This window comes from Frigoribacterium sp. CFBP 8751, from assembly GCF_014841545.1.
Taxonomy (GTDB): Bacteria; Actinomycetota; Actinomycetes; order Actinomycetales; family Microbacteriaceae; genus Frigoribacterium.
On the sequence record NZ_JACYUB010000001.1, the window covers coordinates 49,473 to 75,252 of the forward strand.

A 25,780-nucleotide genomic window follows, 5' to 3' on the forward strand; every position below is an offset into this window, starting at 1 on the left:
CGCGTGCTGCTCTCCGACCGCGACATCAAGCTCGAACTCGACGCCGGGCGAATCGGCCTCGACCCCTACGACCCGACGCTGATCCAGCCGTCGAGCATCGACGTGCGGCTCGACCGGTTCTTCCGTCTCTTCGACAACCACAAGTACCCGTTCATCGACCCGGCCGACGAACAGCCCGAGCTGACCCGCCTGGTCGAGGCGAAGGCCAACGAGCCGTTCATCCTGCACCCGGGCGAGTTCGTGCTGGGCAGCACCTACGAGTTCGTGACCCTGCCCGACGACGTCGCGGCCCGTCTCGAGGGCAAGAGCTCGCTCGGGCGCCTCGGCCTGCTGACGCACTCGACCGCCGGCTTCATCGACCCCGGCTTCGGCGGACACGTCACGCTCGAGCTGTCGAACGTCGCGACCCTGCCGATCAAGCTCTGGCCCGGCATGAAGATCGGCCAGCTCTGCTTCTTCAAGCTCAGCTCGCCCGCCGAGCACCCCTACGGTTCGTCCGAGTACGGCTCGCGCTACCAGGGCCAGCGCGGCCCGACCGCCAGCCGGTCGTTCCGGGGCTTCGTGCACACGGACGTCTCCGCGCGCGACTGACCGCCACGGGCTCGTGCCTCGTGCCTCGCTCGTCGAGAACGCAGGAGGCGCGGGTCGCTTCCCCGACGGACGCCCGCCCCACACATGGGAAGGGGGTGCGGAAGGAACCCGACTCCCTCCGCACCCCGGCGACACGAGAGAAACCCGACGTCGATCTCGTGCGCTGTGACTCGCGGTCCTGAACCTTTCACCGCGAGGCCATTTCATTCTGCGGCTCTCCGCTCCTCGGGCAAACCCGGCATTGTCCGAAAAACGAAATGAAAGCTCAGGTTGCGAAGCGGTGGCGAAAAGTCACCCGTCACCCCTCGAGGGTGTCGCGGGGTGACCGCCCGAACTCGGCCGTGTACTGGGCCGCGAAGCGGCCCGCGTGGGCGAAACCCCAGTTGAGCGCCACGCCCGCGACCGTGTGGCCGAGGGTCGGATCGGCCATGACGAGGTCCCCGTGCGCGCCGCGCAACCGCGCCCGCCGCAGTTCGGCCATGGGCGTCGAGTCGAGGTGGCGACGGAACGCCAGCTGCAGGGCGCGGGGGGTCACCCGAGCCGCCTCGGCGATCTCGACGACGCCGATGTCGTCGTGCGCGTGCTGCTCGATGTAGTCGCGAGCCCGACGCACGGTCGACGGGAGGGGCGTGACACCGTCGTCGCCGCCCACGCCGACGACGTTCGTCTCGAACGTCTCGAGGTAGGCCGCGACGAGCGACCGGAACGCCGAGCCCCGCACCAGGGAGCTCGCCATCGCCGCGTCGTTGCGGATCACGTTCTCGTGGACGTGGACCACGAGTTCGGACCAGTAGCGGGCCATCGCCGCGGACACCGCCTCGGTGGCCGTCGACCGGAGGCCCCCCGGGGCGGCGAGCCGCATCGCGCCCAGCTCACGCTCGACGGCAGCGCGGTCGAGCAGCACCTGACCGAGCACGAGGTCGAACGACTCCATGACCTTCGCCTCGTGCGAGGGAAAGGCGAAGGGGGCACCGGGGTCGACGCGGATCTCGTGGTCGCGGGTGCGCAGCGACAGCCGGCCCGCCATCACTCCGCCGGCCACGAGGAACCCGGCGGGCTCGCTCTCGGTCAGCAGCCGGCCACGCCGGTACTCGAAGCGACACAGCGCGAACCGCGTCTCGCCGGACACGGCGCGACTGTAGGTGAACGGCTCGGGGCCTTCACCTTCGAGTCGCGTGATCTTGTAGTTCTTGCGGATCAGCGCGTGGGCGACCTCACGATCCGAGGTCGAGACGCTGCGGACCCGCGGGTCGACGAACGCCTCGACGGGCAGCGCCCTGGGGGGCGCCACGGTCGAGTCGGTGGTGGCGCGGGTGGGCGCGGTGTGCGTGGGCGCGGTGTGCGCGGGCGCGGTGTGCGTGGGCGTGGTGCGGAGTGCAGCTGATCCGGCGACTGGTGAGGCCGCCTGCGGTGTGGACGTCACGGTCGTTCCCCTCGGGTGGGACGGTGATCCGGGGTGGTTGGTCCCGGGTGGTCCTCCCGACGTCGGTGCCGAGTGGCCTACCCGAGAGTATCCAACAGACGAACTGGACGCGCGCCGCATCCTGGGGCAGGGCACCGCCCGGTCGGGTGCGGTCGCAGTCCGCGTAGCGTCGGGTCATGGACTACAGAACCCTCGGAAACAGTGGAGCCTCGGTGTCGGAGCTGACACTCGGCACCATGACCTTCGGCGCCGAAGCCGACGAACCGACCTCGCACGCCATCCTCGACGCCTTCGTGGCCGGAGGCGGCACGCTCGTCGACACCGCCGACGTCTACAGCGCCGGCACCAGCGAGACCATCATCGGCCGCTGGCTGGCGAGCCACCCCACCGACGCCGACCAGGTGGTGCTCGCGACCAAGGGACGCTTCCCCATGGGCGACGGGCCCAACGACGTCGGCCTGTCGCGTCGTCACCTCGCGAAGGCCCTCGACGCCTCGCTGACCCGGCTCGGCGTGGAGCACGTCGACCTCTACCAGATGCACGCCTGGGACCACCTGACCCCGATCGACGAGACGCTGCGGTTCCTCGACGACGCGATCAGCGCGGGCAAGATCGGCTACTACGGCTTCTCGAACTACCTCGGGTGGCAGGTGACGAAGGCCGTCGGCCGCGCCGAGGCCCTCGGGTTCGCCCCGCCCGTCACGCTGCAGCCGCAGTACAACCTGCTCGTCCGCGACATCGAGCACGAGGTCGTCCCGGCCTCGCTCGACGCCGGCATCGGGCTGCTGCCCTGGTCGCCGCTGGCCGGCGGCTGGTTGAGCGGCAAGTACGTCCGCGACCAGGCGCCCACCGGGGCCACCCGCCTCGGCGAGGACCCGAAACGCGGCATGGAGGCCTGGGAGGCGCGCAACGCGGACGAGCGCACCTGGACCGTCCTCGACGCGGTCACCTCGATCGCCTCGGCGCACGACGCCTCGGCCTCGCAGGTCGCGCTGGCCTGGTTGCTGCGTCAGCCCGCGGTCACCTCGGTGATCCTCGGCGCCCGCACGGTCGAGCAGCTCGACGACAACCTGGGTTCGTCGGCGCTGGCCGCGGCCCTCACCGACGACGAGGTCACCCGCCTCACCTCGGCGAGCGCACCCCGGGTCGACGACTACCCCTACGGCACGGCAGGGGTCGCCCAGCGCGACCGCAAGATCACCGGCGGCCGCTGACCAGGAGGTGCGGTGCGCCTCCTGCGGGCACCGCGCCTCCTGCAGACCCCACACGACGCCAGGAGATGGTCACGGCGCCAGGTCTTCCCCTGGCGTCGTGACCATCTCGCGGTGCGGTGCGGCGGCACGCGTGACCGAGCAGGTCAGCCTGGCGGACGGGGGCTCAGCGGTGCAGCGAGGTGGTGGCGCCGACCCGGCCGCGTGCGGCCCGCACGGCGATCGTGACGACCAGCACGACGGCGGCGGCGACGATCGCGGCCACCCCGGCGACGACGTTCTCGGGTTCGCCGGTCAGGCGGCCGACCGCGATCCAGGCGAGTCCCCACGACAGCGACAGGGCCGGAGCGATGCGGCCGCGGCCGGCGAAGGCCAGCACGACGCCGACGAGAGCGGCCACGCCGAGCACCACCGACGACCAGAACCCGGCCGCGAAACCGAAGCCGTCGAAGCCCGCGTCGACCAGGCCGGCGGCGATGTTGGCGACGGTCGCGACGCTCACCCACCCGAGGTAGAGGCCGAGCGTGCCGTCGGTGACGACCGCGTCGACCCATCCGCTCGACGCGGTGTGGAACAGGATCACGAAGATGCGCGCGAGCACGAGGAGCAGCGCGACGATCACGACGGCGCCCAGCCAGACGCTGCCGAGCTGGACGGCGGCGAACAGCCACGCCGCGTTGAGCAACAGCGAGGCCGCGACCCAGTAGCCCAGGCGACGGTGCCGGGTGACGGCGCGCTGGCCCGGGAGGGCCTGGTAGATCGCGTACGCGACGAGGCCGAGGTAGATGACGCTCCAGATGCTGAAGGCCGTGGTCGCCGGGGCGACCGTCGTGGCGGTCGCGCTGAGGGCACCGCCGGCCGCGTCGGACACCGAGACGCCGCCGAACGCGCCCGATCCGTAAGCGGCCAGCACGATCGCGAGGACCGCGGTGACGACCACGACGATCTGGCGGACGACGTCACGCGACGTCGCGGGGTCGGCGGGGGCTCGGGTGCTGGTGTCCGTGGTCATGAGGGGGACGCTAGTCGCGCCCGCCTCCCGATCTCTTAGTTGCTAAGAGGATTGTCAGGGAGGCGCGGTGCGGGCGGGCGGTCAGCCCACCGGCACGGGCGGCCCCGCGATCAGCAGCACCACGAAGACGACGACCACCGCGACGACCAGCAGCACGAGGGCGAGGACGAGGTGCCCGAGCATCCAGCGCAACAGGCGGTCGAGGGGACGTCGGTCGCGCGGGTCGTCGGTCGCCGTGCGGCGCCAGGCACCGGCGAGGAGGCCGCGGCGGTCGATCCAGCGCTCGACGGGCAGGGAGGCGAACGGCACCACGGCGCTGGCGAGGGCGGCCAGGGTCACACCACCCGACCAGCGCTGGTTCACCGCGACGACGACCCCTGCCACGAGGTACGCGAGGAACACGAAGCCGTGGATCGGCCCCGCCACGCTGACCGGCCAGTCGCCGACGCCCACCGCGTACTTGAGGATCATGCCCACGATCAGCAGCGACCAGGTCACCACCTCGGCGACGGCGAACGAACGGAAGAGGGTGCGAGGCGACACGAGCTGCTCCTGGTGAGGGGCCGACGGGGTACGACCCCCATGGTCGCAGCCCGCGGCTGGACGGTGGCCGTCCGAGCGGCGACCGACGAGGACGAGGAGGCGCGGGGCGAGGCGACCACGCGGCCTCCGTACCCCTCTGGCTGGGTGCCGGCCCGCACCTCCTCGGTTGGATGGGCTGCATGACGACACTCGCGATCATCGGAGCAGGCAAGGGGCTCGGCGCTGCCGTGGCCCGACGATTCGGCGCGGAGGGCTTCAGCGTCGCGCTGATCTCGCGGCACCAGGGCCGGCTCGACGCCCTCGCGGCCGAGCTCGAGGCCGACGGCGTCACCGCGCAGGGCTTCACCGCCGACGTGCGCGACCCGGCGAGCATCGCGGCCGCGCTCGAGCAGGCGACCGAGCAGCTCGGGCCCATCCAGGTGATGCAGTACAGCCCGCTGCCGCAGAAGGACTTCATGCGCCCGGTGCTCGAGACCATGCCCGCCGACCTCGTCGGCCCGGTCGAGTTCTCGATCTACGGGCCGGTCGCGGCTGTGCACCAGGTGCTGCCCGGCATGCGGTTCCTGCCCGACGGCGGTGGCACCATCCTCTTCGTCAACGGCGGCTCGGCCGTCACGCCCGGCGCGAAGGTCACCGGCACGTCCATCGCCTTCGCGGGGCTGACCGCCTACGCACAGCTGCTCCACGACGAGCTCGCCGGCGAGGGCATCCACGTCGGTCAGTTGATCATCCCCGGCGGCATCGAGCCCGAGAGCAGCGACAAGAGCCCGGAGGCGCTGGCCGAGCTGCTCTGGCAGCAGCACGTCACGCGCGGCGAGTTCCGCACCACCGCGCCCGAGAAGGGCACGCCCGCCTGAGGTCCGGCGCTCGGGCGGAGGGCTGGCACCTCCGCCGGACGGCCATGAACCCCGTTCCGAACGATGCACCCGCTTTCTTCTGGGTTCATCGTTCGGAACGGGGTTCTTCGCTGATCAGGTACGGACCGCATCGGCACACCCGAGCGTGGGTGCGGGCAACGGCGGGGGTGCGGGCGCGGGCGGGGCCCGGGTCGGCGGGGGCCGGCTCAGACGCCGCCGAAGCGCTCGGTCCGGACGCGGGTCGGGGCGTGCCCGAGCTCGACCAGCCACCCGGCGACGACCGCCACGAACGAGTTCGCTCCGCAGACGTAGACGAGTGGGTGCTCGGACGCGGGCAGCACCGACCGCTCGAGTTCGTCGCGCGTGAGTCGGCCGGCCCGCCTGTCGTGCCCCTCGGGAGCCGTGCGGCTGTAGACCCAGTCGACGACGAGGGGCGCGCGAGGCCCGGTCGCGTCGCGACCCGAGGAGGCGCGCGCGGCCTCGTCGAGCTCCGCCACGAACCACCGCGAACCCGGGTCGCGGACCGAGGCGAGCAGCCGCATCGGGGGTGCGTCCCGGCCTCGTGCCCGCACCATCGCCATGAGAGGTGCGACGCCCGACCCCCCGCCGACCAACTGCACGGGGGCCGACGTCGGCGGGGTCGCTCCCTCGGGCTCGGGCAGCACCGCGTGCACGGCCGATTCGGGGTCGAACTCGGTCGGCGGCCAGACGAACCAGCCCCCGATCGGGCCGCGCACCTCGATCGGGTCGCCCGGCTCGGCCGCGTCGACGAGGTAGGGCGAGACCTCGCCGTCGTCGAGACGCTCGACGGTGACCTCGATCTGCGGGACCGGGCCCGCGCCTCCTCCGCCTCGCGCGCCGCTGGCCGCCGGATCGGCGCCGTCACCGTCGACATCGGAGGCCCCGGACGCCCGGACGTCGCTCAGCGAATACGACCGGACGGCCGTGTAACCGTCATCGGCGGTGAGCCGCAGGTCGACGTGCTGGCCGGCTCGCGCGGGGCGGAGGCCAGGAACCGCCAGGGTCAACGACCGGGCCCGCGACGTCCGCGCGATCGACGAGACGATCGTGGCGGGCAGCCAGGCGTACGGATCGCCCGAGGGACCGACCCCGGCGGCCCCGCCGACCCCAACAGCCCCGGCGACCCCGGCCTCACCGGCCCCGGCGACGGACTCGCTCACGCGTACCGTTCTTCCTTCCACGGGTCGCCGTGCGGGTGGTAGCCCATGCTCTCCCAGAAGCCGCGGCGGTCGGTGGCCATGGTCTGGATGCCCTGCAGCCACTTGGCGCTCTTCCAGAAGTAGAGCCCGGGCACGAAGAGGCGCGCGGGCCCGCCGTGCTCGGCGTGCAACGGCTGCCCCTCGTAGGTGTCGACCACCCAGGCCTTGCCCCCGAGCAGCTCGCTGAGCGGCAGGTTGGTCGTGTACCCGCCGTGGCTGGTCGCCATCGCGAACTCGTGCGTGGTCTCGAGGCCGTCGAAGAGGGTGTCGAGCGAGACGCCGCGCCAGTGCGTGCCGAGCTTCGACCAGCTCGTGACGCAGTGGATGTCGGTCTCGATCGCCTCGTGCGGAAGCGCCTGGAAGTCGGCCCAGCTGAGCGAGCGGTGCCCGGTCTCGGTCGCGACCTGGAGCTCCCACCGCTTGATGTTCGGCGTGGGGCCGGCCGACAGGACCGGGAACCCGCTCTCGAGGTACTGCCCCGGGGGCAGTCGCGGGTCGGCCGCGCGCCGCCTGCCGAAGCCGGTGAATCCTGCCATGGTGCGCCTCCTCGGGGTGGAGCGGGGTCGTCGGTCGGTGAGACGTGCACCCGTCGCGGGTGCGTCCCACGCCCGTCAGCCTACGCACGACCCTCGACGGTGCCGGGCCCCGAGGCTGCGTCCGCGCTGGGAGAACGTTGACCCCGGCATGGGTGGAGGTCGTACGGTGGATGCAGGTCAATTCGAAAGGACCCCACATGGCTGAGTACACCCTGCCCGATCTGCCCTACGACTACTCCGCTCTGGCGCCGCACATCAGCGCGAAGATCATGGAGCTGCACCACTCCAAGCACCACAACACGTACGTCACCGGTGCGAACACGGCCAACGCCGCCCTCGCCGAGGCCCGCGAGACCGGCAACCTGGCGAACGTCAACAAGCTCGAGAAGGACCTCGCCTTCAACCTCGGTGGCCACGTCAACCACTCGATCTTCTGGACGAACCTCACCCCCGAGACCAGCGAGCCCACCGGCGACCTGCTCGAGGCCATCGGCCGCGACTTCGGCGACCTCGAGAAGTTCAAGGCCCACTTCACCGCCACGGCGCTCGGCGTGCAGGGCTCCGGTTGGTCGGTGCTCGCCTACGACGTGCTCGGCCAGCGCCTCAGCGTCTTCCAGCTCTTCGACCAGCAGGGCAACGTGCCGTTCGGCCTCGTCCCCCTGCTGATGCTCGACGTGTGGGAGCACGCCTACTACCTCGACTACCAGAACGTGCGCGCCGACTACGTCAAGGCCTTCTGGAACATCGTGAACTGGAGCAACGTCGAGGCCCGCCTCGCCGCCGCGACGACCAAGACCGACGGTCTGATCACGCTCTAGTCGCTCCACCCGCACCACGCCGACGGCGCGTCCCCATCCCGGGGCGCGCCGTCGCCGCGTCCCGGGGGCCCGACGGCTCGTCCCCACCGAGGTGCGTTCGTCCTCAAGGATGAAAACCCCGCAGGAGGCGCGCGCGGCCGGTCGGCGACGCCTTACGGTCGTCGACATGGACACCATCCCCGACGACCTGCGCACCTGGGTGCCGCGCCTCGCGGCCCCCGTCGCCGCCGCGGTCTTCGTGCTGCTGTGGACGATCGCCGAGGCCGGCCGGGGCGAGATCGTCGAGAACGTCGTCCTGTTCGGCCTCTTCGGCCTGGCCGTCGGCCTCGCGGTGTGGATGCCGTGGACCTCGATCGGCTTGACGGTGGCGATCCCGGCCCTGCAGCTCGCCGGCTGGGTGCAGCCCCCGACGGACACCACGTGGCCCACGTACCTGGCCATCGCGTTCGTGGCGTTCTTCGCCGCGTTCGCCCGGTCGATCGCCGTGCGGCTGGTCGCGCTGGCCGCCGCCGGCCTCGCCTCGGGGCTGGCCGCGATCGCGATGGCCGTGCCCACCCTCGCACGGCCGTACGTCTGGTCGTCGTGGGTCGGCGGCGGCCAAGGCACGAAGACCGACGTGATCACCCTGGCGGCCTCGCTCTTCGGCGCCGCGGCCGCGGCCTGGGCCGTCGGCATCTTCCTCTCGAGCGTGCTGCGCGTACGCCGCATCGGGCTGGTGCTCGAACGGACCGAGACACGCTTCCACGAGACGGACTTCGAGCTGCGCCTCGCCCACGACCGTGCGCGGATCTCCCGTGACGTGCATGACGCCCTCGCCCACTCGCTCGCGGTGGTCGTGTCCCAGGCGCAGGGCGCCCTGGCGCTGTCGGCGACCCGCCCGGAGGTCGTCGAGCAGGCACTGCGGACGATCGCGGACGTCGGCCGCACCTCGTTGGTCGACGTGCGGCATCTGGTCGAGCGCATCCAGCAGGACGCCGACGACGTCACGCCTCGCGAGACCCTCGCCGACCTCGACCGGCTCGCGACGACGATGCGCGACGTGGGCATGACCGTGACCCTGCGGCACCTCGGCGACGCCACCGAGTTGTTGCCCTCGCAAGAGCTCGCGGTCTTCCGCATCGTGCAAGAGAGCCTGACCAACGCCCTCAAGCACTCCGGCTCGTCGAGCACGGTCGACGTCGCACTCGACTGGCGGGGGCCCGGCCTCGCCCTGCTGGTGACGTCCTCGGGAGACGACCCGCTCGTCGCCGCCCGCCGCGGCACCGGCCGGGGCACCGGCATCGCCAGCATGACCGAACGTGCCCGGCTCGCCGGCGGCTGGCTGACGGCCGAGCTCGGCGACGACGGCGTCTTCGTCGTCACCTCCTTCCTGCCGACTCCCGAACCGATCGGACTCCTGCAGTCCTGGACGGAGCAACCCGCATGACCGACGTGACGACCGCGACGACGCGCACCGCGCCTCCTGCCCTCGTGAGGGTGGTCGTCGTCGACGACCAGCCCCTGTTCGCCTCGGGGCTGCAGATGCTGATCGAGGCGCAAGCCGACCTGATCTGTGTCGGCACGGCCGTCGACGGGGCGGCCGGAGTCGCCCTGGTCGAGCGGGAGCGGCCCGACGTCGTGCTGATGGACCTGCGCATGCCCGTGATGAACGGCCTCGAGGCCACCACGCGCATCGTGGCGGCGGCCGGCACCGACCCCGACTCGGCCCCGCGCGTCGTCGCCCTGACCACGATCCAGCGTGACGAGGCCGTGTTCAGCGCGTTGAAGGCCGGGGCCTACGCCTTCCTGACCAAGGACGCAACGCCCGACGAGGTGCTGACGACGATCCGCGCGGCAGCGGCCGGCGAGCCCGTGCCGACCGCGGCCGCCGCTCTCGACGTCGTGCACGCCTTCGCCGTGCCGACCCCGTCGCCGAAGCGGCGGACCGAGCCGCTCGAGGTGCTCTCGCCCCGCGAGCGCGAGATCTTCCTGCTCGTGGCACGGGGCCTGAGCAACGGCGAGATCGCCGAGAGCGCGTGGCTCAGCGAGGCGACGGTCAAGAGCCACGTGCGCGCCGTGCTGCAGAAGCTCGGCATGCGCAACCGCGTGCAGATCGTCGTCTTCGCCTACGAGAACGACCTCGTGGGCCCGGCCCGCGACGACGAGGGGGCCACGCGATGACCGACGAGAAGACCGTCCCGACCCGCGACGTCCCGCCCGGCGGCGTCTCGCCTCGACAGCGACGCGCGAAACGCGTGACGCTCGCAGCCGTGGTCGCGGTGGTCGCCGGCGTCGTCGCCTACGGCATCCCGGCCAACGCCGCCTACGCCCTGCCCGACCTGCCGGCGAAGGACGTCGACGCGTGGACGATGCCGCTCGACCGATACGTGCCGGTCGGCGAGACGTCGTCGTCCTACGCCCTCCTGCTCGTCGCGCAGCAGTGCATGGTCGCGGCCGGCCACGACGACTTCGTGGTGCCGTGGCGGGACGTGGCGGCGGGCGACCGGGCGGGCGAGCTGTCGATGAACGGCTCGCTGCGACTCCGGGCCTTCGACCTGGCGACGGCCGAGACCCGTGGCTACCACGCCCTGTCGGTCATCGACGCGGGGGCGGCCGCCTGGTCCGAGTTCTCGTCGCAGCCCTGGACGGCCGAGAGGTCCGCCCGGTTCGACACCTGCGTGCAGCGCGCCCGCGGGACGGTGCCGTCACTGGACGACTACTCGAACCGCGCCCAGTCGCTCGTCCGCCTGAACAACGCCGCGTTCGAAGGAGCCCGCCACGATCCGACGGTGACCGCGACCTGGGACGACTGGCGCGGGTGCATGCAGGACGCCCGGGTGGGCGACGTGGCCTCCGACCCGTCGGGCATGCCGACCCTCGAGATGGCCGACCGGTTCGAGACGCTCGACTCGAGCACGTCACCGACCGACGACGAGATCGAGATCGCGACGGCCGACGCCCGGTGCCGTGAGTCCTCCGGCTACCGCGACGCCCTCTACGAGGCCGAGTGGCAGCGGCAACTCACCGTGCCGCACGACGACGGTGAGCTCCTGTCCCAGATCGACACCGCGGCCCTCGCGGCCGACAATGCCACGATCCGGCAGGTGCTGACGGAGCTCACCCCACCGCGGCCGTCGTCCTGACCGGCCCCCTCCTTGAGGGGACTGGAAAACCGGTCGGCCAGTATCTAACCTGGGTGCACAGAGGACACGTCGGGGGGCGGGGGCACATCCGACGGCCTGATCAGCGGGGGCAACGAGCTGGTCAGGCCTTCGTGCCCGGGGGCCACGACCGTCGGCAGCACGAAGGCCCACATGTCGCGCAGCCGGTCGAAGAGGTCGGCCCGGCCGGTCAGGGCCTGCGACACGATGTGGACGCCGGCGTACGACCCGACGACGAAGCGGGCGACGCTCTCGACGTCGGTGTCGGCACGGAAGTCCCCGTCGGCGACCGCCCGCTCGACGAGACCCGAGATCTGGGCCTGCCAGTCGAGGTACGGGTGCTCGACCCGGAGGTCGCGGCTCGGCGACTGGGTGGTCAGGCGGATGCCCGCGGTCACGAGCACCTCGGTGGTCAGCTGCGTGGCGAGCGACGCACACGAGAGCATGAGCGCCTCGGCACCGCTGCCCGCGGTCTCGGACACCTGGTCGGCGTAGGCCCGCGAGAGGGCGTGTTGCTCGGCGATGACCGCGTTCGCGAGGTCGGCCTTCGAGCGGAAGTGGAAGTAGAGCGCACCCTTGGTCACCGTGGCGGTCTCGGCGACGAGGTCGAGCGAGGCCTCGCTGTAGCCGTGCTCGTCGAAGACGACGGCGGCCCCTCGGATGATGGCGGCGCGGGTCGCCTGGGCGCGTTTCTGCTGGGGCATCGGGTGGGTTTCTCCTGCGGGTCGAGACGGTGCCCCTGTGAGGCATCGCACGGCCGCCCCCCGCCGGCCGCTGCACACGTTACCGGGGCGACCTGCGCCCTCCGACAGCCGCCGGGGTACGCGTGGCGAAGCGTTTCGGGGTACGACCGACCTGTCCGCCTGCGGCTCGTGACGTCGCGTGCCGCGCCTGGTCACGGCGCGCTAGCGTGCGGTCATGACGCTCAGCCTCGTGCCCATGCCCACCTCCCGCCTCGTGCCCTGGATGCGGCGCTCGACCGCCGAGTACGAGAAATCCCGCGTGCTCGCCGGCGAGACCCCCGAGCAGGCCGCCGAGGCCGCCCGACGCTCGTTCGGCGAGGCCTTTCCCGACGGGGCGCCGGCCGAGGGGCACCTCGTCTACGACGTCATCGACGACGCCCGGCCGGGTCAGCCCGTCGGCATCCTCTGGATCGCACCCCGCGTGCCCGGCTCGTCGGACTGGTGGGTCTTCGACGTCGAGATCGACGAGGCCCACCGCGGCGCCGGACTCGGCCGGGCGACGATGCTCCTCGCCGAGCAGGCCGCCGCCCGTCACGGCGCCGAGACCCTCGGCCTGAACGTGTTCGGCTACAACCAGGTCGCCCGCCACCTCTACGAGTCGCTCGGCTACGAGACGACCGCCGTGCAGATGAAGAAGCCCGTCACCGCCTGAGGGGCGACCCGGGAGGCGCGGTGCCGGTCTCGGGGACGGGCACCGGCTCGGGCGGGGCGACCCGCGCCTCCTCGGGGTCGCCATCGCGGGCGCGGGCCCTCGGCACGCGGCTGGCGTAGAGCACACCGCCGACCACCGCGACGCCGGCGACGAGCTCGACCAGGTCGGGCACCTCGCCGAACGCCAGCCACGAGGCCAGCACGCCGACCACGGGCACCAGCATCGAGAACGGTGCGACGGTCGCCGAGGGGTAGACCGAGAGCAGGCGCGTCCAGATGCCGTAGCCGACGACCGAGGCGATCAGCACGAGGTAGAGCAGGCAGAGCACCGACGGCAACGCCTCGAGCGTGAGGACCGTGCCGAGGCTCTCGCCGATGCGCTCGGGGCCCTCGACGACGAACGACAGGGCGAGCATCGGCACCGGAGCGACGATCGACATCCACAGCGTCAGGTGCATCGGGTTCGGCGGGGCGGCCCGTCGGACGGCCACGTTGCCGATCGCCCAGCCGAGCGCGCCGCACAGCGTCAGCACGACGGGCAGCAGCGCCGCGACCTGCGACCGGTGGCCCGCGATGACGACGAGCCCCACGACGGCGATGCCGATGCCGATCGCCTGCCGACGGGTGATGCGTTCACGGAGCCAGAAGCCGGCGATCACGACGGTGAACGGGGCCGAGGCCTGCAGCACGAGCGAGGCGAGCCCTGAGGGCATGCCCGCCGCGATGCCGAGGTAGAGGAACGCGAACTGCAGCATGCCGAGCGTCGCCCCCACCAGCAGGAGGCGCGACCACGGGATCGCCGGACGCGGCACCAACAACACGGTCGGCACCGCGAGCAACGTGAAGCGCAGCGCCACGAGCAGGAACGGCGGGAAGTGCTCGAGGGCGATCGCCGTCACGGGGAAGTTGATTCCCCAGCACACGGCGACGACGAGGGCGAGGAGGCGGTCGCGGACGGTCACCGGTCCATCGTGGCGTGCCGGACCGTTCAGGACCAGCGCAGATTGCTGCGACATCTTTGTAGGCTGCCTTCATGGACCTCACCCACCTCGACCTGCTGCGAGAACTCGCCGACCGCGGCAGCGTCACCGCCGTCGCGGCCGCGACGCACCGGTCGCCCAGCGCCGTGTCGCAGCAGCTGAAGACGCTCCAGCGCCAGCTCGGGGTCGAGCTCGTCCGTCGCGCCGGCCGGGGCGTCGTGCTGACCGACGAGGGCCACGCCCTGGCCCGGGCGTCGGTGGGGGTCGCGACCGCGGTCGCCGAGGCCGAGGCGGCGTTCGACGCCGTCCGCGGAGGCACGGGTGGCGTGGTGCGGGTGTCCGTGTTCGCCTCGGCGGCCGAGCTCCTGCTGCCCGGAGTGCTGCACCGCATGCGATCGCACCCGGGCATCGAGCTCGACGTGGCCGACCGCGACGTCTCCGAGGACGAGTTCGCCCCGCTGACGGCGGACTTCGACGTGGTGCTCGCCCACCGGTCGGACGGCGTGCTGCCGCCGGGCCGAGCATCGACGACCGTCGTGTCGCTGCTGCGCGAGCCCCTCGAGGTCGCCCTCCCCCTCGGCCACCGACTGGCCGACCACAGTCGGGTGGCCGTCGACGACGTCATCCGCGAGCCCTGGATCGGCGTGCCCGAGGGCTACCCGATCGACCGCGTGCTGGTGTCGATGGCCCTGCAGTCGGGCGTCGCACCCGAGGTCGTCCACCGCACGGTGCACCTGCCCCTGATCGAGAACCTCGTCGCCGCGGGGCACGGGGTGGCACTCGTGCCCCGCCACACGTCCGCGTCGCGCGCGCCCGGAAGGTTCCACCTGGCGACGCTCGAGAACGTCCGCGCCGGGCGCCATCTCGAGGCCCTGATGCGACCGGACCGGGCCGTCCGCCCGGCCGTCCGCACCGTGGTCGACGAGATCCGGGCCGAGGCCGCGTCGATCCAGGTGCACGACGACCTGGCGGGCGCGGCCGACTAGCGCGCGACGGCGGGCGAGTTCGGCGGAGACGGTCGGATGCGGACGCCCGGAACCGCCGAACACGCCCGCCTCACGGCAGCTGACGCCCGACGGTCGTCAGCGGACGCCCTTCGACGCGAGGAAGACCACGGGGTCGGTCGGGACGCCGCCCTGCCGCACCTCGAGGTGCAGGTGGCAGCCGGTCGAGCCGCCCGAGGTGCCGACGCCGGCGATGTTCTGGCCGGCCTGGACCTGCTGGCCGACCGAGACGTAGATGCCGTTCCGCTCCATGTGGGCGTAGGCACTGCTGACCCCTCCGCCGTGGTCCACGACGATCAGGTTGCCGTAGCCGCTCGACGGCCCGGCGTAGCTGACGCGGCCGGCCGAGACCGAGTAGATCGGCGTGCCGCAGGCCGCACCGAAGTCGGCGCCCGCGTGGAGTCGACGATCGCCCGTGATCGGGTGGATGCGATAGCCGTAGGCCTGGTACGAGCTGTACGAGCGGATGGCCGCGACCCACCCGGTGCCCGGATCGGGCACGGTGACGCCCGGGCCGGGTCCTCCGGTGCCGGGCGCCACGGGACCGGTGCCGCCACCGGCGGCCGGGGCGGGGCGGGCAGCAGCGGCAGCGGCGGCCGCCGCGGCCGCCTGCTCCTGGGCGTAGGCCTGCTCGAGCGTCATGCGGTCGTCTTCGAGCAGGGCGACCTGCGCGGCGAGGGTGGCCTTCTCGTCGTCGACGGCGGCCAGGTCGGCCTCGGCCGTCACGCTGGCCGCGGCCGCGTCGTCGAGCGCGGTCTGGGCGTCGGCCGCGAGCCGGTCGCGCTCGGCGAGCGCCACGGCGGCCTGGTCGGCCAGCGAGGTCGCGAGGTTGTCGGCGGCCTGGGCCCGTTCGCGCAGCCGCCCGATGTTCTCGCCGAGCTTGCTCGACAGGCTCAGCCCCTTGAGCACCTCTTGCGCGTCGTCGCCGGCCGCGAGCAGGTCGCCCACCAGTCCCCCGCTGCCGGGGCGGGCCATCAGCGCGGCGGCCTGGCCGACGACCTGTCGTGCGGAGTCGGCCGTCTCACGGGCCTCGGCCCGACGCGTCTCGAGCTGCTCGTGCCGGGCGGTGGCCTCGTCGACGGCGGCCTGGGCCTCGCCCAGCACGCGTCCGGCCTCGTCGGCCGAGGTGTGGGCGGCCTCGGCACGGGCCGACGCGGCGTCGAGCGCGGTCTGCAGGTCGGCGAGGGCCTTCTTCTTGGCCGACTCGTCGTCGCGGGCGGCGAGGACGGCCTGCCAGGTCGGAGCGGCGGCGGTCGCCCGCTCGGGGAGGAGGAGCGCGGCCAGCATGGCCAGCGCGACGATGACGGCGACGACCGGCGTGCGACGGAGCATGCCCCGGGAGGGAACGGGGCGGAACGAAAAGGGAACGGGGCGGACCGAGTGGTGCATGGCTCTCTGTCTGTCTGATGCGCACGACCCGTCCGGTGAGGACGGGGGTGCGCCGCGGTGCAGGGGCGTCCGCGCTCGGGCCTCGCGGACCACCCACCCTACCGAGGCGGGCGGGGACCGAGCCAGCGCGGGCACCCGGCACCGCGCCTCCTCGGGGTCGTCGACGACCTGGGGACGAGACGTCGACGCCGTGGCGACGCGGTGCGGCCCGCGGTGCCGCCCCCGCGGTGGCGAGAGGCGGGGGTCCCGGTGCCCGCGAGGTACGGCCGTGTCCCCCTTTCGGCCCCTGTGCCCGCGGCCGCATCCGTGGTCGACTGTCCCTTCCACCACCGTCGGGGCAGCACCCCCGACTGCGCCGAGAGAGGCGCAGATGGCATCGTCCCGACCGGCCCGGACCACCCTCGGCCTGCTCGCCGCGGCCGCCGTCGTCCTCTTGACCGCCTGCTCGTCGGGCGACACCACCCGGCCGACGCCGTCCGACGGGTCGGCGACTCCGAGCCCGACCCCGACGTCGCAGGCGACCCGGGTGACGCCCGAGACGATCCGCACGGCTCCGTCCGGCACGGTCTTCCACGGCGGCATCGCGCTCGAGCCGAACTCGCTGGCGGTGCGGGCCGAGGCGACCCTGAGCGCCGACGGAGAGACGGACGCCGCCCGGGCCGCGGCCCTGATCGCCGAGCGTCCCGTCGCGATGTGGATCGGCGACGGCTACGACGACGCCCAGCTCGTGAAGGTGATCACCGACTACCTCTCCGCCGCCGAGGAGCAGGGCGCGACGCCGGTGTTCGTCACGTACGCGATCCCCGATCGGGACTGCGGCAACTACTCGGCCGGCGGCCTGTCCGTCGAGCGCTACCCCGCCTGGAACGCGACCATCGCGGCCACCCTCGCCGGGCACCGGGCCGTCGTCATCGTCGAACCCGACTCGCTCGGCATCCTGAGCCGGTGTCCGCAGCTGGCCGACACGCGCCTCCCCCTGCTGAAGCAGGCCGTCGCCGACTTCGCGGCGGCCGGCGTGCCCGCCTACCTCGACGGCGGCAACTCGCACTGGGTGCAGCCCGAGGTGATGGCCGAGCGACTCCAGGCGGCGGGCGTCGACCAGGCCCGGGGCTTCTTCACCAACGTCGCGGGCTTCTACCCCGTGGGCGACGAGCAGCCCTACGCCGAGGAGGTCGCCGCGATGACGGGCGGCAGCCGCTACGTGATCGACGTGTCCCGCAACGGCCGCGGCTGGAAGGGCACCTGGTGCAATCCGGAGGACGTCGGCCTCGGCCAGGACCCCCGCGTGGTGTCCAACGACGGCCGCCTCGACGCCCTGCTCTGGGTCAAGACGCCGGGCATCAGCGACGGCGCCTGCAACGACGGACCCCCGGCCGGCCAGTGGTACCCGTCGTACGCCGAGATGCTCGTCGACCGCCGCCCTGAGTGGGCCCGCAGCTGACGCGCGGCGCTCAGCGCAGGCGGGCGCGCAGCAGCTCGAGGAACTCGTCGGCCATCGCGAGCTGTCGCTCGAGCTTCGCGCGACGCTCGACGGTCTCGTCGACGAACGCCGCCAAGGAGGCGCGGGTCGCCTGGTCGCGCCCGTCACCCTCGTCGCCCGCCCCGGCCTCGCCCGCCCCGGCCGCGTCGCCCGCCCCGCCGTCGAGCGCATCGACGACCCGCAGCAGCTCGGCCATCTCGTCGAGGCTGAACCCCAGCGGCTTCATGCGTCGGATCACCATGAGCCGCAGGTAGTCGTCGTGCGTGTAGAGCCGGAACCCGCCCTCGCTGCGGCCCGACGGCGTCAGCAGACCGACCTCGTCGTAGTGGCGGATCGTGCGCAGCGACATCTCGGTGCGGTCGGCGAGCTCGCCGATCTGCATCGTGGCGGTCTCGTCGGGCATGAGGTCTCGTTTCATCTCTACCCTCACGTAAGGGTAGGGTTGCATCGTACGGCAGTGTCGCCGGCTCCCCTCATTCTTCCGCACACCCCAGGAGTCCCCCGTGACCACTGCCCCCGACTCCGACCGCGCGCGCCCTGAACCCGCCGCGCGGTCGGTCCGCCCCGCCCGCCCCGCCGACACGGTGCTCTCCGTGTTGCGCGACCCGCGCCTCCTGACCCGCGAGGCCCTGGCCGGCGTCGTCACGACGCTCGCCCTCGTGCCCGAGGTCATCTCGTTCTCGGTGATCGCCGGGGTCGACCCGATGGTCAGCCTCGTCGCGTCGATCGTGCTGGCGCTCGTCATGTCGGTACTCGGCGGCCGCCCCGCGATGGTCACCGCCGCCGCCGGGTCGGTCGCCCTCGTCATCGCGCCGCTGGTGCGCGAGCACGGCACCGACTACGTGCTGCCGACGGTCGTCCTCGCCGGGCTCGTGCAGCTCGCGTTCGGGCTCGCCGGTCTCGCCCGGCTGATGCGGTTCATCCCCCGCTCGGTCATGATCGGCTTCGTCAACGCGCTCGGTGTGCTGATCTTCGTGGCGCAGGTGCCGCACATCATCGACCAGCCGTGGGTCGTGTACCCGCTGTTCGTCCTGACCATCGCGATCGTCGTGCTGCTGCCGAAGGTGACGAAGGCCGTGCCGGCGCCGCTGGTCGCCATCGTCGTCGTGACGGTCATCGCCGTGGCCGCCCGCCTCGACGTGCACACCGTCGGCGACGAGGGCCCGATGGGCGGCGGCCTGCCCGGCCTGACCCCGTGGCTCGCCCCGTTCACCCTCGAGACGTTGCAGATCATCTGGCCGACCGCCCTCAGCGTCGCCTTCGTCGGCCTGATGGAGACCCTGCTGACCGCCAAGCTCGTCGACGACCTCACCGAGACCCCGTCGCACAAGGGCAAGGAGTCCTGGGCGCTCGGCGTCGCGAACATCGCGGCGGGCTTCTACGGCGGCATCGCCGGCTGCGCCATGATCGGCCAGACCGTCGTCAACGTGAAGATCGGGCGGGCCCGCACGCGGGTGTCGACGATCGCGGCCGGGCTCTTCCTGCTGTTGCTGGTCACCGGGCTGAGCGCCGTGATGTCGACGATCCCGATGGTGGCGCTGGCCGCGGTCATGATGATCGTCGCGATCACCACCGTCGACTGGCACTCGCTGAAGCCGTCGACCCTCCGCCGCATGCCCGTGCCCGAGACGCTCGTCATGGTGGTCACGGTCGCCGTGGTCGTCGCGACGAACAACCTCGCCCTCGGCGTCGCGGTCGGCGTGCTCCTCGCGATGGTGCTTTTCGCGCGCCGCGTGGCCCACGTGATCACGGTCGAGCGGCACGTGACGCCGGGTGCCGTGGGCGGCACCGAGGCCGGTTCTCGCGTCGCGGAGGCCTCGGACGCCTCGAACGCAGGAGGTGCGGCAGCTGGCCTCGACGGACCCCCGTCCCCCGAGACGGTGCGGTACGACGTCATCGGCCCCCTCTTCTTCGGCAGCAGCAACGACCTCGTCGAGCACTTCTCCTACGGAGACGACCCCGAGGCGGTCACCGTCGACCTGTCCCGCGCCCAGGTGTGGGACGCGTCGAGCGTCGCGGCCCTCGACTCGGTCGACGAGAAGTTCCGGGCGCACGGCGTGACGGCGACGTTCGTCGGACTGGACGACCGCAGCGAGGCCTTCCACGGCCGCCTCACCGGCCGCCTCGGGTAGCGCGCCCGCGTCGGCCGCCCGACCCGCGCCTCCTGACCCTGCGCCCCCGTCGCCCGCCGTCCCGCTCTGGTGTCGCCCGCCGCCCCGCTCTGGTGTTCAAATCGCGACAACCGCGACCGGACGACCGGCCCTGGACGAACATGAGCGGCGCGGCGCCGGCCGGTTGTCGGGTTCGGCACGCGAGATGGCACGTCGCAGGTCGGGAATTGCACACGCGGCACGCCGCCGTTGACGTGCCGCAGGCGGACCTCCCGGAAGGCGGACCCCGGGAGGCGCGGGTCATCACCCGCGGACGACCACACCCGGAGGCGCAGATCACCACCGCAGGACGACCACCCCCGGAGGCGCGGCTCATCTCCGCAGGATGACCACCCCCGAAGGTGCGGCTCACCACATCAGGACGACCACCCCCCGGGAGGCGCGGGCCACCACCCGAGGACGACGACTCCCGGACGCGCGGGTCGTCACCTCAGGGCACGCGGCGACCTGAGGCGGCCGAGGCCCGAGGGCCCGGCTCAGCCGTCGATGCGGACGAAGTGGTGCGCCTGGTTCCAGATCGGGCGGACGTCGACGAAGCCGCCGGGCTTCGGGGCGTCGAGGATCATGCCGTTGCCGGCATAGATGCCGTCGTGGGCCAGGTTGTCGAACACGACGAGGTCGCCGGGCACGGCCTCGGACTCGGGGATCGTGCGCCCCTCGGTGTTCTGCGTCGGAACGTAGTGGGTCAGCTTGATGCCGAACTGCGCGTAGACGAAGGTGATCAGGCCCGAGCAGTCGAACTTCGAGGGGTCTTCGCCGCCGTGCACGTACGGCGTGCCGATGTACTGCAGCGCCACGGCGAGCACCTGGTCGCGGTCGAGCTCGGGGTAGAGCGGGTTCGCGAGGTAGTCGGCCGTGGTCGGGCCCTCGTAGGTCGTGTTCGCCGCGGCCTTGCGGTTCTGCAGGTTCTGCGTCACGACGTCGATCATCGACGTGGCCGAGTAGGCGTCGCGGGCGGTCTCGTCGGACTCGTCGGCCAGTGAGGCGGTGTCGACCGACAGCGTCTGCGAGCCGAGCGACGATCGCGCCGACGCACCCGCGGCGACGGCCTGGGCCTCGTCGCCGGTGGTCGCGAGCAGGGGCAGCACGCCACTGGCGGCGAAACCGACGATCGCGGTGACGATGGAGAGCTTCTTCACGGCGGTGCCGACGCTGCGCGCCGCACCGGCACGACCGGGGGCACCGGCACGACCGGCGGCACCACGGGTCGGCGACACCGGACGGGCGGCCACGACCGCGGCACGGCGAGCGCGACGCGAGGGACGGGCAGGCGCGGGGTGAGCGGTGGCCGAGGAGGCGCGGGCGGCGACGGCAGGACGAGCGGCCTCGGTCGCCGCGGACTCCTCGAGACCGAGCAGCGGGCTGGTCCGGACCGGAGCGTCGGCGCGTCGGGGCCGGACGCGCGGGGCGACCGCGGCCTCGGCGGCACCGACGAGGGCGGCGCACTCGACGAAGGACTCGCGGTGCGAGGTCGGTAGCACGTCGCGACGGGCACGGCGTTCGCGACGCTCGAGGGCCAGTCGGGCCGAACGCTCACCGAGCGGCCGAGCACCGTCATGACCAGTGGGGTTCTGACCAGCGAGGTTCTGGCCAGCACTTTCGACGTGACCAGCCGTCGCGCCACCCTGATCCGGAGAGGTCGGGGAGGCGGGCTTCGTCACGCGTGCGGTCCTCTCGTCTGGGGGTGGTGCGAACACTCGACCCTAGCGCGCATCATCCTCGAGGTGTAGTTGTCGTCGGAAAAAGATCACGAATCGGTCACGGGATCATGCGGGTGAGCTCTCGTCGGGTGAGTGCGGGTCACCCTGCTCGGTGGACGGGCCCGGCACCCCGCGACGCCGCTTGAGCTCGCGCCGCAGCGCACGCCTCTCACGCCAGCTCGGGGGCGGGGGCGGCACGGCCGCGGCCTCGGCGGCCCGACGCGCCTGGCGCCGCTCGTGCCACAGCAGCACCTCGCCGTCGACGTCCCGCGTGGGCGTCACGACCGGCGGGCCCCCGGACAGCTGGCGCCTCGCCTCGACGATGCGCGCGTTGAAGTCGTCGAGGTGCGACCGCACGGCGGCCTCGGAGCGCAGCCGGTCGAGCTCGGCGTGCAACCCGGTGCTCTCGGCCCGCAACGACAGGGCCGGAGGCGCGAGCCCGGTGAGCCCCTCGCGTTCGATCAGGCCGCGCAGCCACCAGTCGGGGTCGACCGTGCCCGCCGCCAGCCCGGGCAGCGGCTTGCCGGCGAGCGGCAGGTCGTCGAACTCGCCGCGGGCGATCGCCAGGTCGATGGCGGTTCGGGCCCAGGCTCGCATCTCGGCCGCCGTGCGGGTGTCGCGAGGCGCGTCGTCGCTCGGCACGTCGCCGTCGACCCGGTAGCGGGCCGCGTCGACGCGGTGGTCGCGACCCTGCGGTCGTCGTTCGGGTTCTCGGTCCATGCGCCGTGCCTCCTGCGCTCGTCGTGGGCGGCAGGCGGTGCCCCACCGTCCCCTCGGCTCGTTCGTGCTCTGCCCGTTCGCGCACTGCCCGTTCGTAAACTGCTCGTTCGTGCTCTTCGGGGTTCGTGGCGTCGAGGGTACGCCGCACCACCGACGGTGGCCGGGCCTACCCTGGAGGCCTCGCCCGCCGTCCGAGGAGGCCCGATGCGCGACGCCGCCCCACCCGCCCCCCGCACGATCTCTGCGGCGTACGTCCTGTGGATCGTCGTGGTCGCCCTGGCCGTCGTCGGTGCCGTCCTGCTGATGCTGTTCGGCGGGCCGGCACGGGTGTCGACGTCCGGCGGGGCCCTGGCGAACCCGCGAGGGGCCGACATCGCCGGTGGGGTGTTCGCGATCGTCGTCGCCCTCGTGCAGCTCGCCGTCGTGCGGTCGATGCGCGACGGCCGCCGCTGGGCGCGCACCGTGTTGCTCGTGCTGACCATCCTGCAGGTGTTGGGCGGCGTGAGCGGGGCGAGCGGCGGCGGGGTGCTCGAGTGGGCGTCCGTCGTCAGTGCCCTGATCGCCTGCCTGCTGATGCTCGTGCCGCCGTCGACGGCGTTCTTCGAGCGGCACGCCCGCTAGGCGTACCGGCCCCCGCGACCTCTCGAGGAGGCGCGGGTCGTCAGGTCAGGAGGGGCGGGTCGTCAGGGCAGGAGGCGCGGGTCGTCAGGCCGAGCGGCCCCGACCCCGGGCGCGCAGCACGTCGACGACGACCGCGCCGACGACGGCCCCGGCACCGAGCAGGGCGAGCACGGTGCTCGACCGGACGAAGTCCGAGCGGCGACCGCGGGGCAGGCGCCCGGCGGCGAGGTCGTGGAGCAACTGGCCGGACGCCGCGAGGCAGGCGGACTCGGCCGCGGCGTCGTGCAGGGACCAGTCGGGCACGGAGACGTCGCCGATCACGCTGACGTCGCCGTCGTCGGCGTCGAACCAGACGTCGATCGGCGCCCGCCGTGGGCCCGTGATCGTCAGCACGCGCGACTGCCAGCCGGCACGACGGATCGCACCACCCGGCACCTCGTCGCCGACCCACGAGTGGACGACCCGCAGGCGTCCGCTCTCCTCCGCGGCGGCCAGGTCGAGGGCACGCCGCAGCCGGTCGACGAACGGCGGACGCTCGGGTTCGGGCAACGAGATGGTCGGCAGGCCTCGGTACATGCCGACAGTGTGCCCCGCCCGCCTGGACGCCGCCGCACCCGCCGGCCCCCCGCCGCCACCGCCAGCCCGCCAGCCAGCCCGCCAGCCCGCCAGCCCGCCAGCCCACCAGCCCGCCAGCCCGCCACGAACTAAACAGCCCGCCACGTAAAAAGGTGGCGGCATGTTTACCTCGTGGCGGCGAGGGCAGGAGGCGCGCTGCAGTTCGCCATCTCGCACGACGCCAGGAAGTGGTCACAGCGCCACGACCAGTCCTGGCGCGGTGTCCATCTCGTGGCGGCGAGCGCAGGAGGCGCGGGTCGGCCGACACCCGCCCCTTGCGGACCGGCGTGGGCACGACCTACCGTGGCGGGGTACCCCGTCGCGAGAGCAGGCACCGGTGCGGCCGACACACCGGCCGGTCGACCGCCCTCGCGGGCACGGGGGCCCACCGCACAGAAGGCAGAGCGTTGCGTCTCATCACCGGTACTGCGCCCCTCGCGCAGCAGTCGCCCTCGCACTGACGACACTCCCGCCCGCCCCGTGAACCGGGCGCCGCCTCGCTCGAGGCGCCGCGCCCCCTGCCGGGTCGTTCCCCCGCCGCAGCCGACCTCCGTCGCCGGCGAGGGACGGGTGGTCGTCGTGCTCCGACACCATCCACCGGGAGCCCTCGTGCCCACCACCACACCCTCCATCGTCCTCTCCGACCTCTCGTTCTCCTGGCCCGACGGCTCCGGGGTGATCGACCACCTGTCGACCGCGTTCGGGCGTGGCCGCACCGGCCTCGTCGGTGCGAACGGCGCCGGCAAGTCCACGCTCGTCCGGCTCGTCACCGGCGACCTCGTCCCCACCGGCGGACGCCTCACGACCACCGGCGAGGTCGACCTGCTGCCGCAACGGCTGCGGTCCCGCGCCGGCGACACCGTGGCGGGCCTGCTGGGGGTCGGCCCGCGCCTCCTCGCCTTGCGGGCGATCCTCTCCGGCGACGCGACCGAAGGGCAGTTCGAGCTGCTCGCCGACGACTGGGACGTCGAGTCGCGCGCCGCCGCGGCCCTCGCCGACGTCGGGCTGGGCCACCTCGACGGCGGCACCGGCATCGGCACCGGCCCCTCCACCGTCCTCGACCGCCCGGTGTCGACGCTGTCCGGTGGGCAGGCCGTGCTCGTCGCCATCGCCGGCGTGCGGTTGCGGGGTCGGCCGATCGCCGTGTTCGACGAACCCTCGAACGACCTCGACCGACGATCTCGCGGCCTGCTGCTCGACGTGGTCGACCGCTGGCGCGGGGCGCTCGTCGTCGTCAGCCACGACCGCGAGCTGCTCGAGCACGTCGACGAGATCGCCGAGCTGCGCGACGGCTCGATGACCGTGTTCGGCGGCACCTGGTCGGCCTACGAGCAGCAGCTAGCGGTGTTGCAGGCGGCGGCCGAGCGCGACGTCCGGGCCGCCGAGCAGGTGTTCAAGGCCGAGCGGAGGCAGCGCATCGAGGCCGAGACGACCATCGCGCGGCGGGCCAAGGCCGGAGCCAAGGCCGGCGAATCGATGCCGAAGATCATGGCGAACCAGCTGCGCGGCCAGGCCGAGGCGACGGCGGGCTCGCTGCGCAGGGCGCACGCGTCGTCCGAGCAGGAGGCGCGGGTCGCGGTCGACACCGCCGAACGACGCCTGCGTCGTGACGACACGATCGTGGTCGACCTGCCGGACCCGGCGGTCCCGGCGTCCCGGCGCCTCGCCGAGCTGACCGTGCGCGGCCGCACCGTGGTCGTCCAGGGGGTGGAGCGCATCGCCGTCGTCGGCGACAACGGGTCGGGCAAGACGACGCTGCTCGAGCAACTCGTCGGCGCGCCGGACGCGCGGCCGCACTCGCTGCCCGACACGCACGCCGTCACCCTGACCGCCCGGGTCGCCCACCTCGGGCAGAAGAAGGACTCGCTCGACGACGCGCTCACGGTGCTCGAGAACGTGCGGCGGGCTGCACCGGAGGTTCCCCCGCGCGAGGTGCGCAACCGCCTCGCGCGGTTCCTCGTCCGGGGAGACGTCGTGGACCGGCTCGCCTCGACCCTCTCGGGCGGCGAGCGGTTCCGGGTCGCGCTGGCCGGACTGCTGCTCGCCGACCCTCCGCCCGAGCTGCTGGTGCTCGACGAGCCGACGAACGACCTCGACATGGCGAGCACCGACCACCTGCTCCAGGCGCTGCGCGGCTACCGCGGGGCGCTCGTGATCGTCAGCCACGACGAGGAGTTCCTCGAGCGGCTCGGGCTCGACGCCCGGGTCGAGGTCGGCTGAGCCCCGGGCACCCGCCCGCCAGCCCGCCGTCCCGCCCTCGCCGCCAGCCCGCCGCACGACGCCAGGAAATGGTCACGGCACCACGACTAGTCCTGGCGCTGTGACCATTTCCTGGCGGGGAGCGCGGGAGGCGCG

The 25,780-nt window shown here is 73.1% G+C and carries 25 protein-coding genes; 13 read left to right on the top strand and 12 right to left on the bottom strand.

What is annotated here, in order from left to right:
- Nucleotides 1-3: 3 nt before the first annotated feature.
- Entirely contained in the window at nt 4-591 is a 588-nt protein-coding gene (gene dcd / locus IFT88_RS00280) for a dCTP deaminase (RefSeq protein ID WP_192118248.1), read from the top strand.
- A gap of 298 nt (nt 592-889) precedes the next feature.
- On the opposite strand, the gene IFT88_RS17510 is transcribed toward dcd, so the two are convergent.
- Nucleotides 890-2,014, bottom strand: a complete 1,125-nt coding sequence (locus tag IFT88_RS17510) for a helix-turn-helix domain-containing protein (RefSeq protein ID WP_192118250.1) — start codon at nt 2,012-2,014, stop codon at nt 890-892.
- A gap of 176 nt (nt 2,015-2,190) precedes the next feature.
- Here IFT88_RS17510 and IFT88_RS00290 point away from each other — a divergent pair, with 176 nt between their 5' ends.
- Complete coding sequence (locus IFT88_RS00290; protein WP_192118252.1) at nt 2,191-3,228, top strand: aldo/keto reductase; 1,038 nt, start codon at nt 2,191-2,193, stop codon at nt 3,226-3,228.
- Between the two features lie 163 nt (nt 3,229-3,391).
- On the opposite strand, the gene IFT88_RS00295 is transcribed toward IFT88_RS00290, so the two are convergent.
- Together IFT88_RS00295 and IFT88_RS00300 are read right to left on the bottom strand one after the other, a co-directional pair.
- A complete protein-coding gene (locus IFT88_RS00295; protein WP_192118254.1) occupies nt 3,392-4,237 on the bottom strand; it encodes a tryptophan-rich sensory protein in 846 nt (281 codons plus the stop codon).
- Nucleotides 4,238-4,318: 81 nt separating this feature from the next.
- Nucleotides 4,319-4,780 (bottom strand): DUF3817 domain-containing protein, encoded by a 462-nt coding sequence (locus IFT88_RS00300; RefSeq protein ID WP_056227834.1) that lies wholly within the window; start codon nt 4,778-4,780, stop codon nt 4,319-4,321.
- A gap of 179 nt (nt 4,781-4,959) precedes the next feature.
- Here IFT88_RS00300 and IFT88_RS00305 point away from each other — a divergent pair, with 179 nt between their 5' ends.
- Nucleotides 4,960-5,637: an SDR family NAD(P)-dependent oxidoreductase gene (locus tag IFT88_RS00305; RefSeq protein WP_192118255.1), complete on the top strand. Its 678-nt coding sequence runs from the start codon at nt 4,960-4,962 to the stop codon at nt 5,635-5,637.
- Nucleotides 5,638-5,843: 206 nt separating this feature from the next.
- Here IFT88_RS00305 and IFT88_RS00310 read toward each other — a convergent pair whose 3' ends face one another.
- Nucleotides 5,844-6,818 (bottom strand): oxidoreductase, encoded by a 975-nt coding sequence (locus IFT88_RS00310; RefSeq protein ID WP_342212012.1) that lies wholly within the window; start codon nt 6,816-6,818, stop codon nt 5,844-5,846.
- Nucleotides 6,815-7,393, bottom strand: coding sequence for a molybdopterin-dependent oxidoreductase (locus tag IFT88_RS00315; RefSeq protein ID WP_192118257.1), 579 nt, complete (start codon nt 7,391-7,393; stop codon nt 6,815-6,817). The genes IFT88_RS00310 and IFT88_RS00315 overlap by 4 nt, the downstream gene beginning before the upstream one ends.
- 197 nt (nt 7,394-7,590) lie before the next feature.
- On the opposite strand from IFT88_RS00315, the gene IFT88_RS00320 reads away from it, so the two are divergent.
- From IFT88_RS00320 to IFT88_RS00335, 4 genes are all read left to right on the top strand, one after another.
- Complete coding sequence (locus tag IFT88_RS00320; protein WP_043593847.1) at nt 7,591-8,211, top strand: superoxide dismutase; 621 nt, start codon at nt 7,591-7,593, stop codon at nt 8,209-8,211.
- A gap of 166 nt (nt 8,212-8,377) precedes the next feature.
- Entirely contained in the window at nt 8,378-9,637 is a 1,260-nt protein-coding gene (locus IFT88_RS00325; protein ID WP_043593845.1) for a sensor histidine kinase, read from the top strand.
- Nucleotides 9,634-10,371 (top strand): response regulator, encoded by a 738-nt coding sequence (locus tag IFT88_RS00330; protein WP_192118259.1) that lies wholly within the window; start codon nt 9,634-9,636, stop codon nt 10,369-10,371. Before IFT88_RS00325 ends, IFT88_RS00330 begins: the two co-directional genes overlap by 4 nt.
- Nucleotides 10,368-11,333 carry a hypothetical protein gene (locus IFT88_RS00335; RefSeq protein ID WP_192118261.1) on the top strand — a complete coding sequence of 322 codons (966 nt, stop codon included), beginning with the start codon at nt 10,368-10,370 and terminating at the stop codon, nt 11,331-11,333. The genes IFT88_RS00330 and IFT88_RS00335 overlap by 4 nt, the downstream gene beginning before the upstream one ends.
- Before the next feature lie 44 nt (nt 11,334-11,377).
- On the opposite strand, the gene IFT88_RS00340 is transcribed toward IFT88_RS00335, so the two are convergent.
- A complete protein-coding gene (locus IFT88_RS00340; RefSeq protein ID WP_192118263.1) occupies nt 11,378-12,055 on the bottom strand; it encodes a ScbR family autoregulator-binding transcription factor in 678 nt (225 codons plus the stop codon).
- A 214-nt stretch (nt 12,056-12,269) separates the two neighbouring features.
- Between IFT88_RS00340 and IFT88_RS00345 the strand changes: the two genes are divergently transcribed.
- Nucleotides 12,270-12,746, top strand: a complete 477-nt coding sequence (locus IFT88_RS00345; protein ID WP_199858852.1) for a GNAT family N-acetyltransferase — start codon at nt 12,270-12,272, stop codon at nt 12,744-12,746.
- Here the strand turns inward: IFT88_RS00345 and IFT88_RS00350 are convergent.
- Nucleotides 12,736-13,707, bottom strand: a complete 972-nt coding sequence (locus tag IFT88_RS00350) for an EamA family transporter (protein WP_056227852.1) — start codon at nt 13,705-13,707, stop codon at nt 12,736-12,738. The two genes, IFT88_RS00345 and IFT88_RS00350, sit on opposite strands and share 11 nt — an antisense overlap.
- 71 nt (nt 13,708-13,778) lie before the next feature.
- Here IFT88_RS00350 and IFT88_RS00355 point away from each other — a divergent pair, with 71 nt between their 5' ends.
- Complete coding sequence (locus IFT88_RS00355; protein ID WP_192118265.1) at nt 13,779-14,711, top strand: LysR family transcriptional regulator; 933 nt, start codon at nt 13,779-13,781, stop codon at nt 14,709-14,711.
- Nucleotides 14,712-14,807: 96 nt separating this feature from the next.
- Here IFT88_RS00355 and IFT88_RS00360 read toward each other — a convergent pair whose 3' ends face one another.
- Nucleotides 14,808-16,061, bottom strand: coding sequence for a M23 family metallopeptidase (locus IFT88_RS00360; protein ID WP_192118267.1), 1,254 nt, complete (start codon nt 16,059-16,061; stop codon nt 14,808-14,810).
- Nucleotides 16,062-16,488: 427 nt separating this feature from the next.
- Between IFT88_RS00360 and IFT88_RS00365 the strand changes: the two genes are divergently transcribed.
- The gene (locus tag IFT88_RS00365) at nt 16,489-17,559 is read left to right on the top strand and encodes a glycoside hydrolase family 6 protein (protein WP_192118269.1); all 1,071 of its coding nucleotides are present in this window, start codon (nt 16,489-16,491) and stop codon (nt 17,557-17,559) included.
- Nucleotides 17,560-17,569: 10 nt separating this feature from the next.
- Here IFT88_RS00365 and IFT88_RS00370 read toward each other — a convergent pair whose 3' ends face one another.
- Entirely contained in the window at nt 17,570-18,001 is a 432-nt protein-coding gene (locus IFT88_RS00370) for a MerR family transcriptional regulator (protein WP_249408725.1), read from the bottom strand.
- A 100-nt stretch (nt 18,002-18,101) separates the two neighbouring features.
- Between IFT88_RS00370 and IFT88_RS00375 the strand changes: the two genes are divergently transcribed.
- On the top strand, nt 18,102-19,730 hold the full coding sequence (locus IFT88_RS00375; protein WP_192118273.1) for a SulP family inorganic anion transporter: 1,629 nt from the start codon (nt 18,102-18,104) through the stop codon (nt 19,728-19,730).
- 515 nt (nt 19,731-20,245) lie between these two features.
- Here the strand turns inward: IFT88_RS00375 and IFT88_RS17515 are convergent.
- Nucleotides 20,246-21,250: a C40 family peptidase gene (locus IFT88_RS17515; RefSeq protein ID WP_052505390.1), complete on the bottom strand. Its 1,005-nt coding sequence runs from the start codon at nt 21,248-21,250 to the stop codon at nt 20,246-20,248.
- 285 nt (nt 21,251-21,535) lie between these two features.
- The gene (locus IFT88_RS00385) at nt 21,536-22,189 is read right to left on the bottom strand and encodes a DnaJ family domain-containing protein (protein ID WP_082060133.1); all 654 of its coding nucleotides are present in this window, start codon (nt 22,187-22,189) and stop codon (nt 21,536-21,538) included.
- 204 nt (nt 22,190-22,393) lie between these two features.
- Between IFT88_RS00385 and IFT88_RS00390 the strand changes: the two genes are divergently transcribed.
- A complete protein-coding gene (locus tag IFT88_RS00390; protein ID WP_056227869.1) occupies nt 22,394-22,810 on the top strand; it encodes a hypothetical protein in 417 nt (138 codons plus the stop codon).
- A gap of 84 nt (nt 22,811-22,894) precedes the next feature.
- Here the strand turns inward: IFT88_RS00390 and IFT88_RS00395 are convergent, their stop codons facing one another.
- Entirely contained in the window at nt 22,895-23,386 is a 492-nt protein-coding gene (locus IFT88_RS00395; RefSeq protein ID WP_056227872.1) for a hypothetical protein, read from the bottom strand.
- A 648-nt stretch (nt 23,387-24,034) separates the two neighbouring features.
- Between IFT88_RS00395 and IFT88_RS00400 the strand changes: the two genes are divergently transcribed.
- Nucleotides 24,035-25,645, top strand: a complete 1,611-nt coding sequence (locus tag IFT88_RS00400; protein WP_192118275.1) for an ATP-binding cassette domain-containing protein — start codon at nt 24,035-24,037, stop codon at nt 25,643-25,645.
- Nucleotides 25,646-25,780: the final 135 nt, after the last annotated feature.

Excerpts from the sequence above, each read along its gene's own strand:
- IFT88_RS00290 (WP_192118252.1), top strand. The coding sequence starts at position 2,191 with ATGGACTACAGAACCCTCGGAAACAGTGGAGCCTCGGTGTCGGAGCTG.
- IFT88_RS00295 (WP_192118254.1), bottom strand. The coding sequence starts at position 4,237 with ATGACCACGGACACCAGCACCCGAGCCCCCGCCGACCCCGCGACGTCG.
- IFT88_RS00305 (WP_192118255.1), top strand. The coding sequence starts at position 4,960 with ATGACGACACTCGCGATCATCGGAGCAGGCAAGGGGCTCGGCGCTGCC.
- IFT88_RS00315 (WP_192118257.1), bottom strand. The coding sequence starts at position 7,393 with ATGGCAGGATTCACCGGCTTCGGCAGGCGGCGCGCGGCCGACCCGCGA.
- IFT88_RS00320 (WP_043593847.1), top strand. The coding sequence starts at position 7,591 with ATGGCTGAGTACACCCTGCCCGATCTGCCCTACGACTACTCCGCTCTG.
- IFT88_RS00325 (WP_043593845.1), top strand. The coding sequence starts at position 8,378 with ATGGACACCATCCCCGACGACCTGCGCACCTGGGTGCCGCGCCTCGCG.
- IFT88_RS00330 (WP_192118259.1), top strand. The coding sequence starts at position 9,634 with ATGACCGACGTGACGACCGCGACGACGCGCACCGCGCCTCCTGCCCTC.
- IFT88_RS00335 (WP_192118261.1), top strand. The coding sequence starts at position 10,368 with ATGACCGACGAGAAGACCGTCCCGACCCGCGACGTCCCGCCCGGCGGC.
- IFT88_RS00340 (WP_192118263.1), bottom strand. The coding sequence starts at position 12,055 with ATGCCCCAGCAGAAACGCGCCCAGGCGACCCGCGCCGCCATCATCCGA.
- IFT88_RS00345 (WP_199858852.1), top strand. The coding sequence starts at position 12,270 with ATGACGCTCAGCCTCGTGCCCATGCCCACCTCCCGCCTCGTGCCCTGG.
- IFT88_RS00355 (WP_192118265.1), top strand. The coding sequence starts at position 13,779 with ATGGACCTCACCCACCTCGACCTGCTGCGAGAACTCGCCGACCGCGGC.
- IFT88_RS00360 (WP_192118267.1), bottom strand. The coding sequence starts at position 16,061 with ATGCTCCGTCGCACGCCGGTCGTCGCCGTCATCGTCGCGCTGGCCATG.
- IFT88_RS00365 (WP_192118269.1), top strand. The coding sequence starts at position 16,489 with ATGGCATCGTCCCGACCGGCCCGGACCACCCTCGGCCTGCTCGCCGCG.
- IFT88_RS00370 (WP_249408725.1), bottom strand. The coding sequence starts at position 18,001 with ATGCCCGACGAGACCGCCACGATGCAGATCGGCGAGCTCGCCGACCGC.
- IFT88_RS00385 (WP_082060133.1), bottom strand. The coding sequence starts at position 22,189 with ATGGACCGAGAACCCGAACGACGACCGCAGGGTCGCGACCACCGCGTC.
- IFT88_RS00390 (WP_056227869.1), top strand. The coding sequence starts at position 22,394 with ATGCGCGACGCCGCCCCACCCGCCCCCCGCACGATCTCTGCGGCGTAC.
- IFT88_RS00395 (WP_056227872.1), bottom strand. The coding sequence starts at position 23,386 with ATGTACCGAGGCCTGCCGACCATCTCGTTGCCCGAACCCGAGCGTCCG.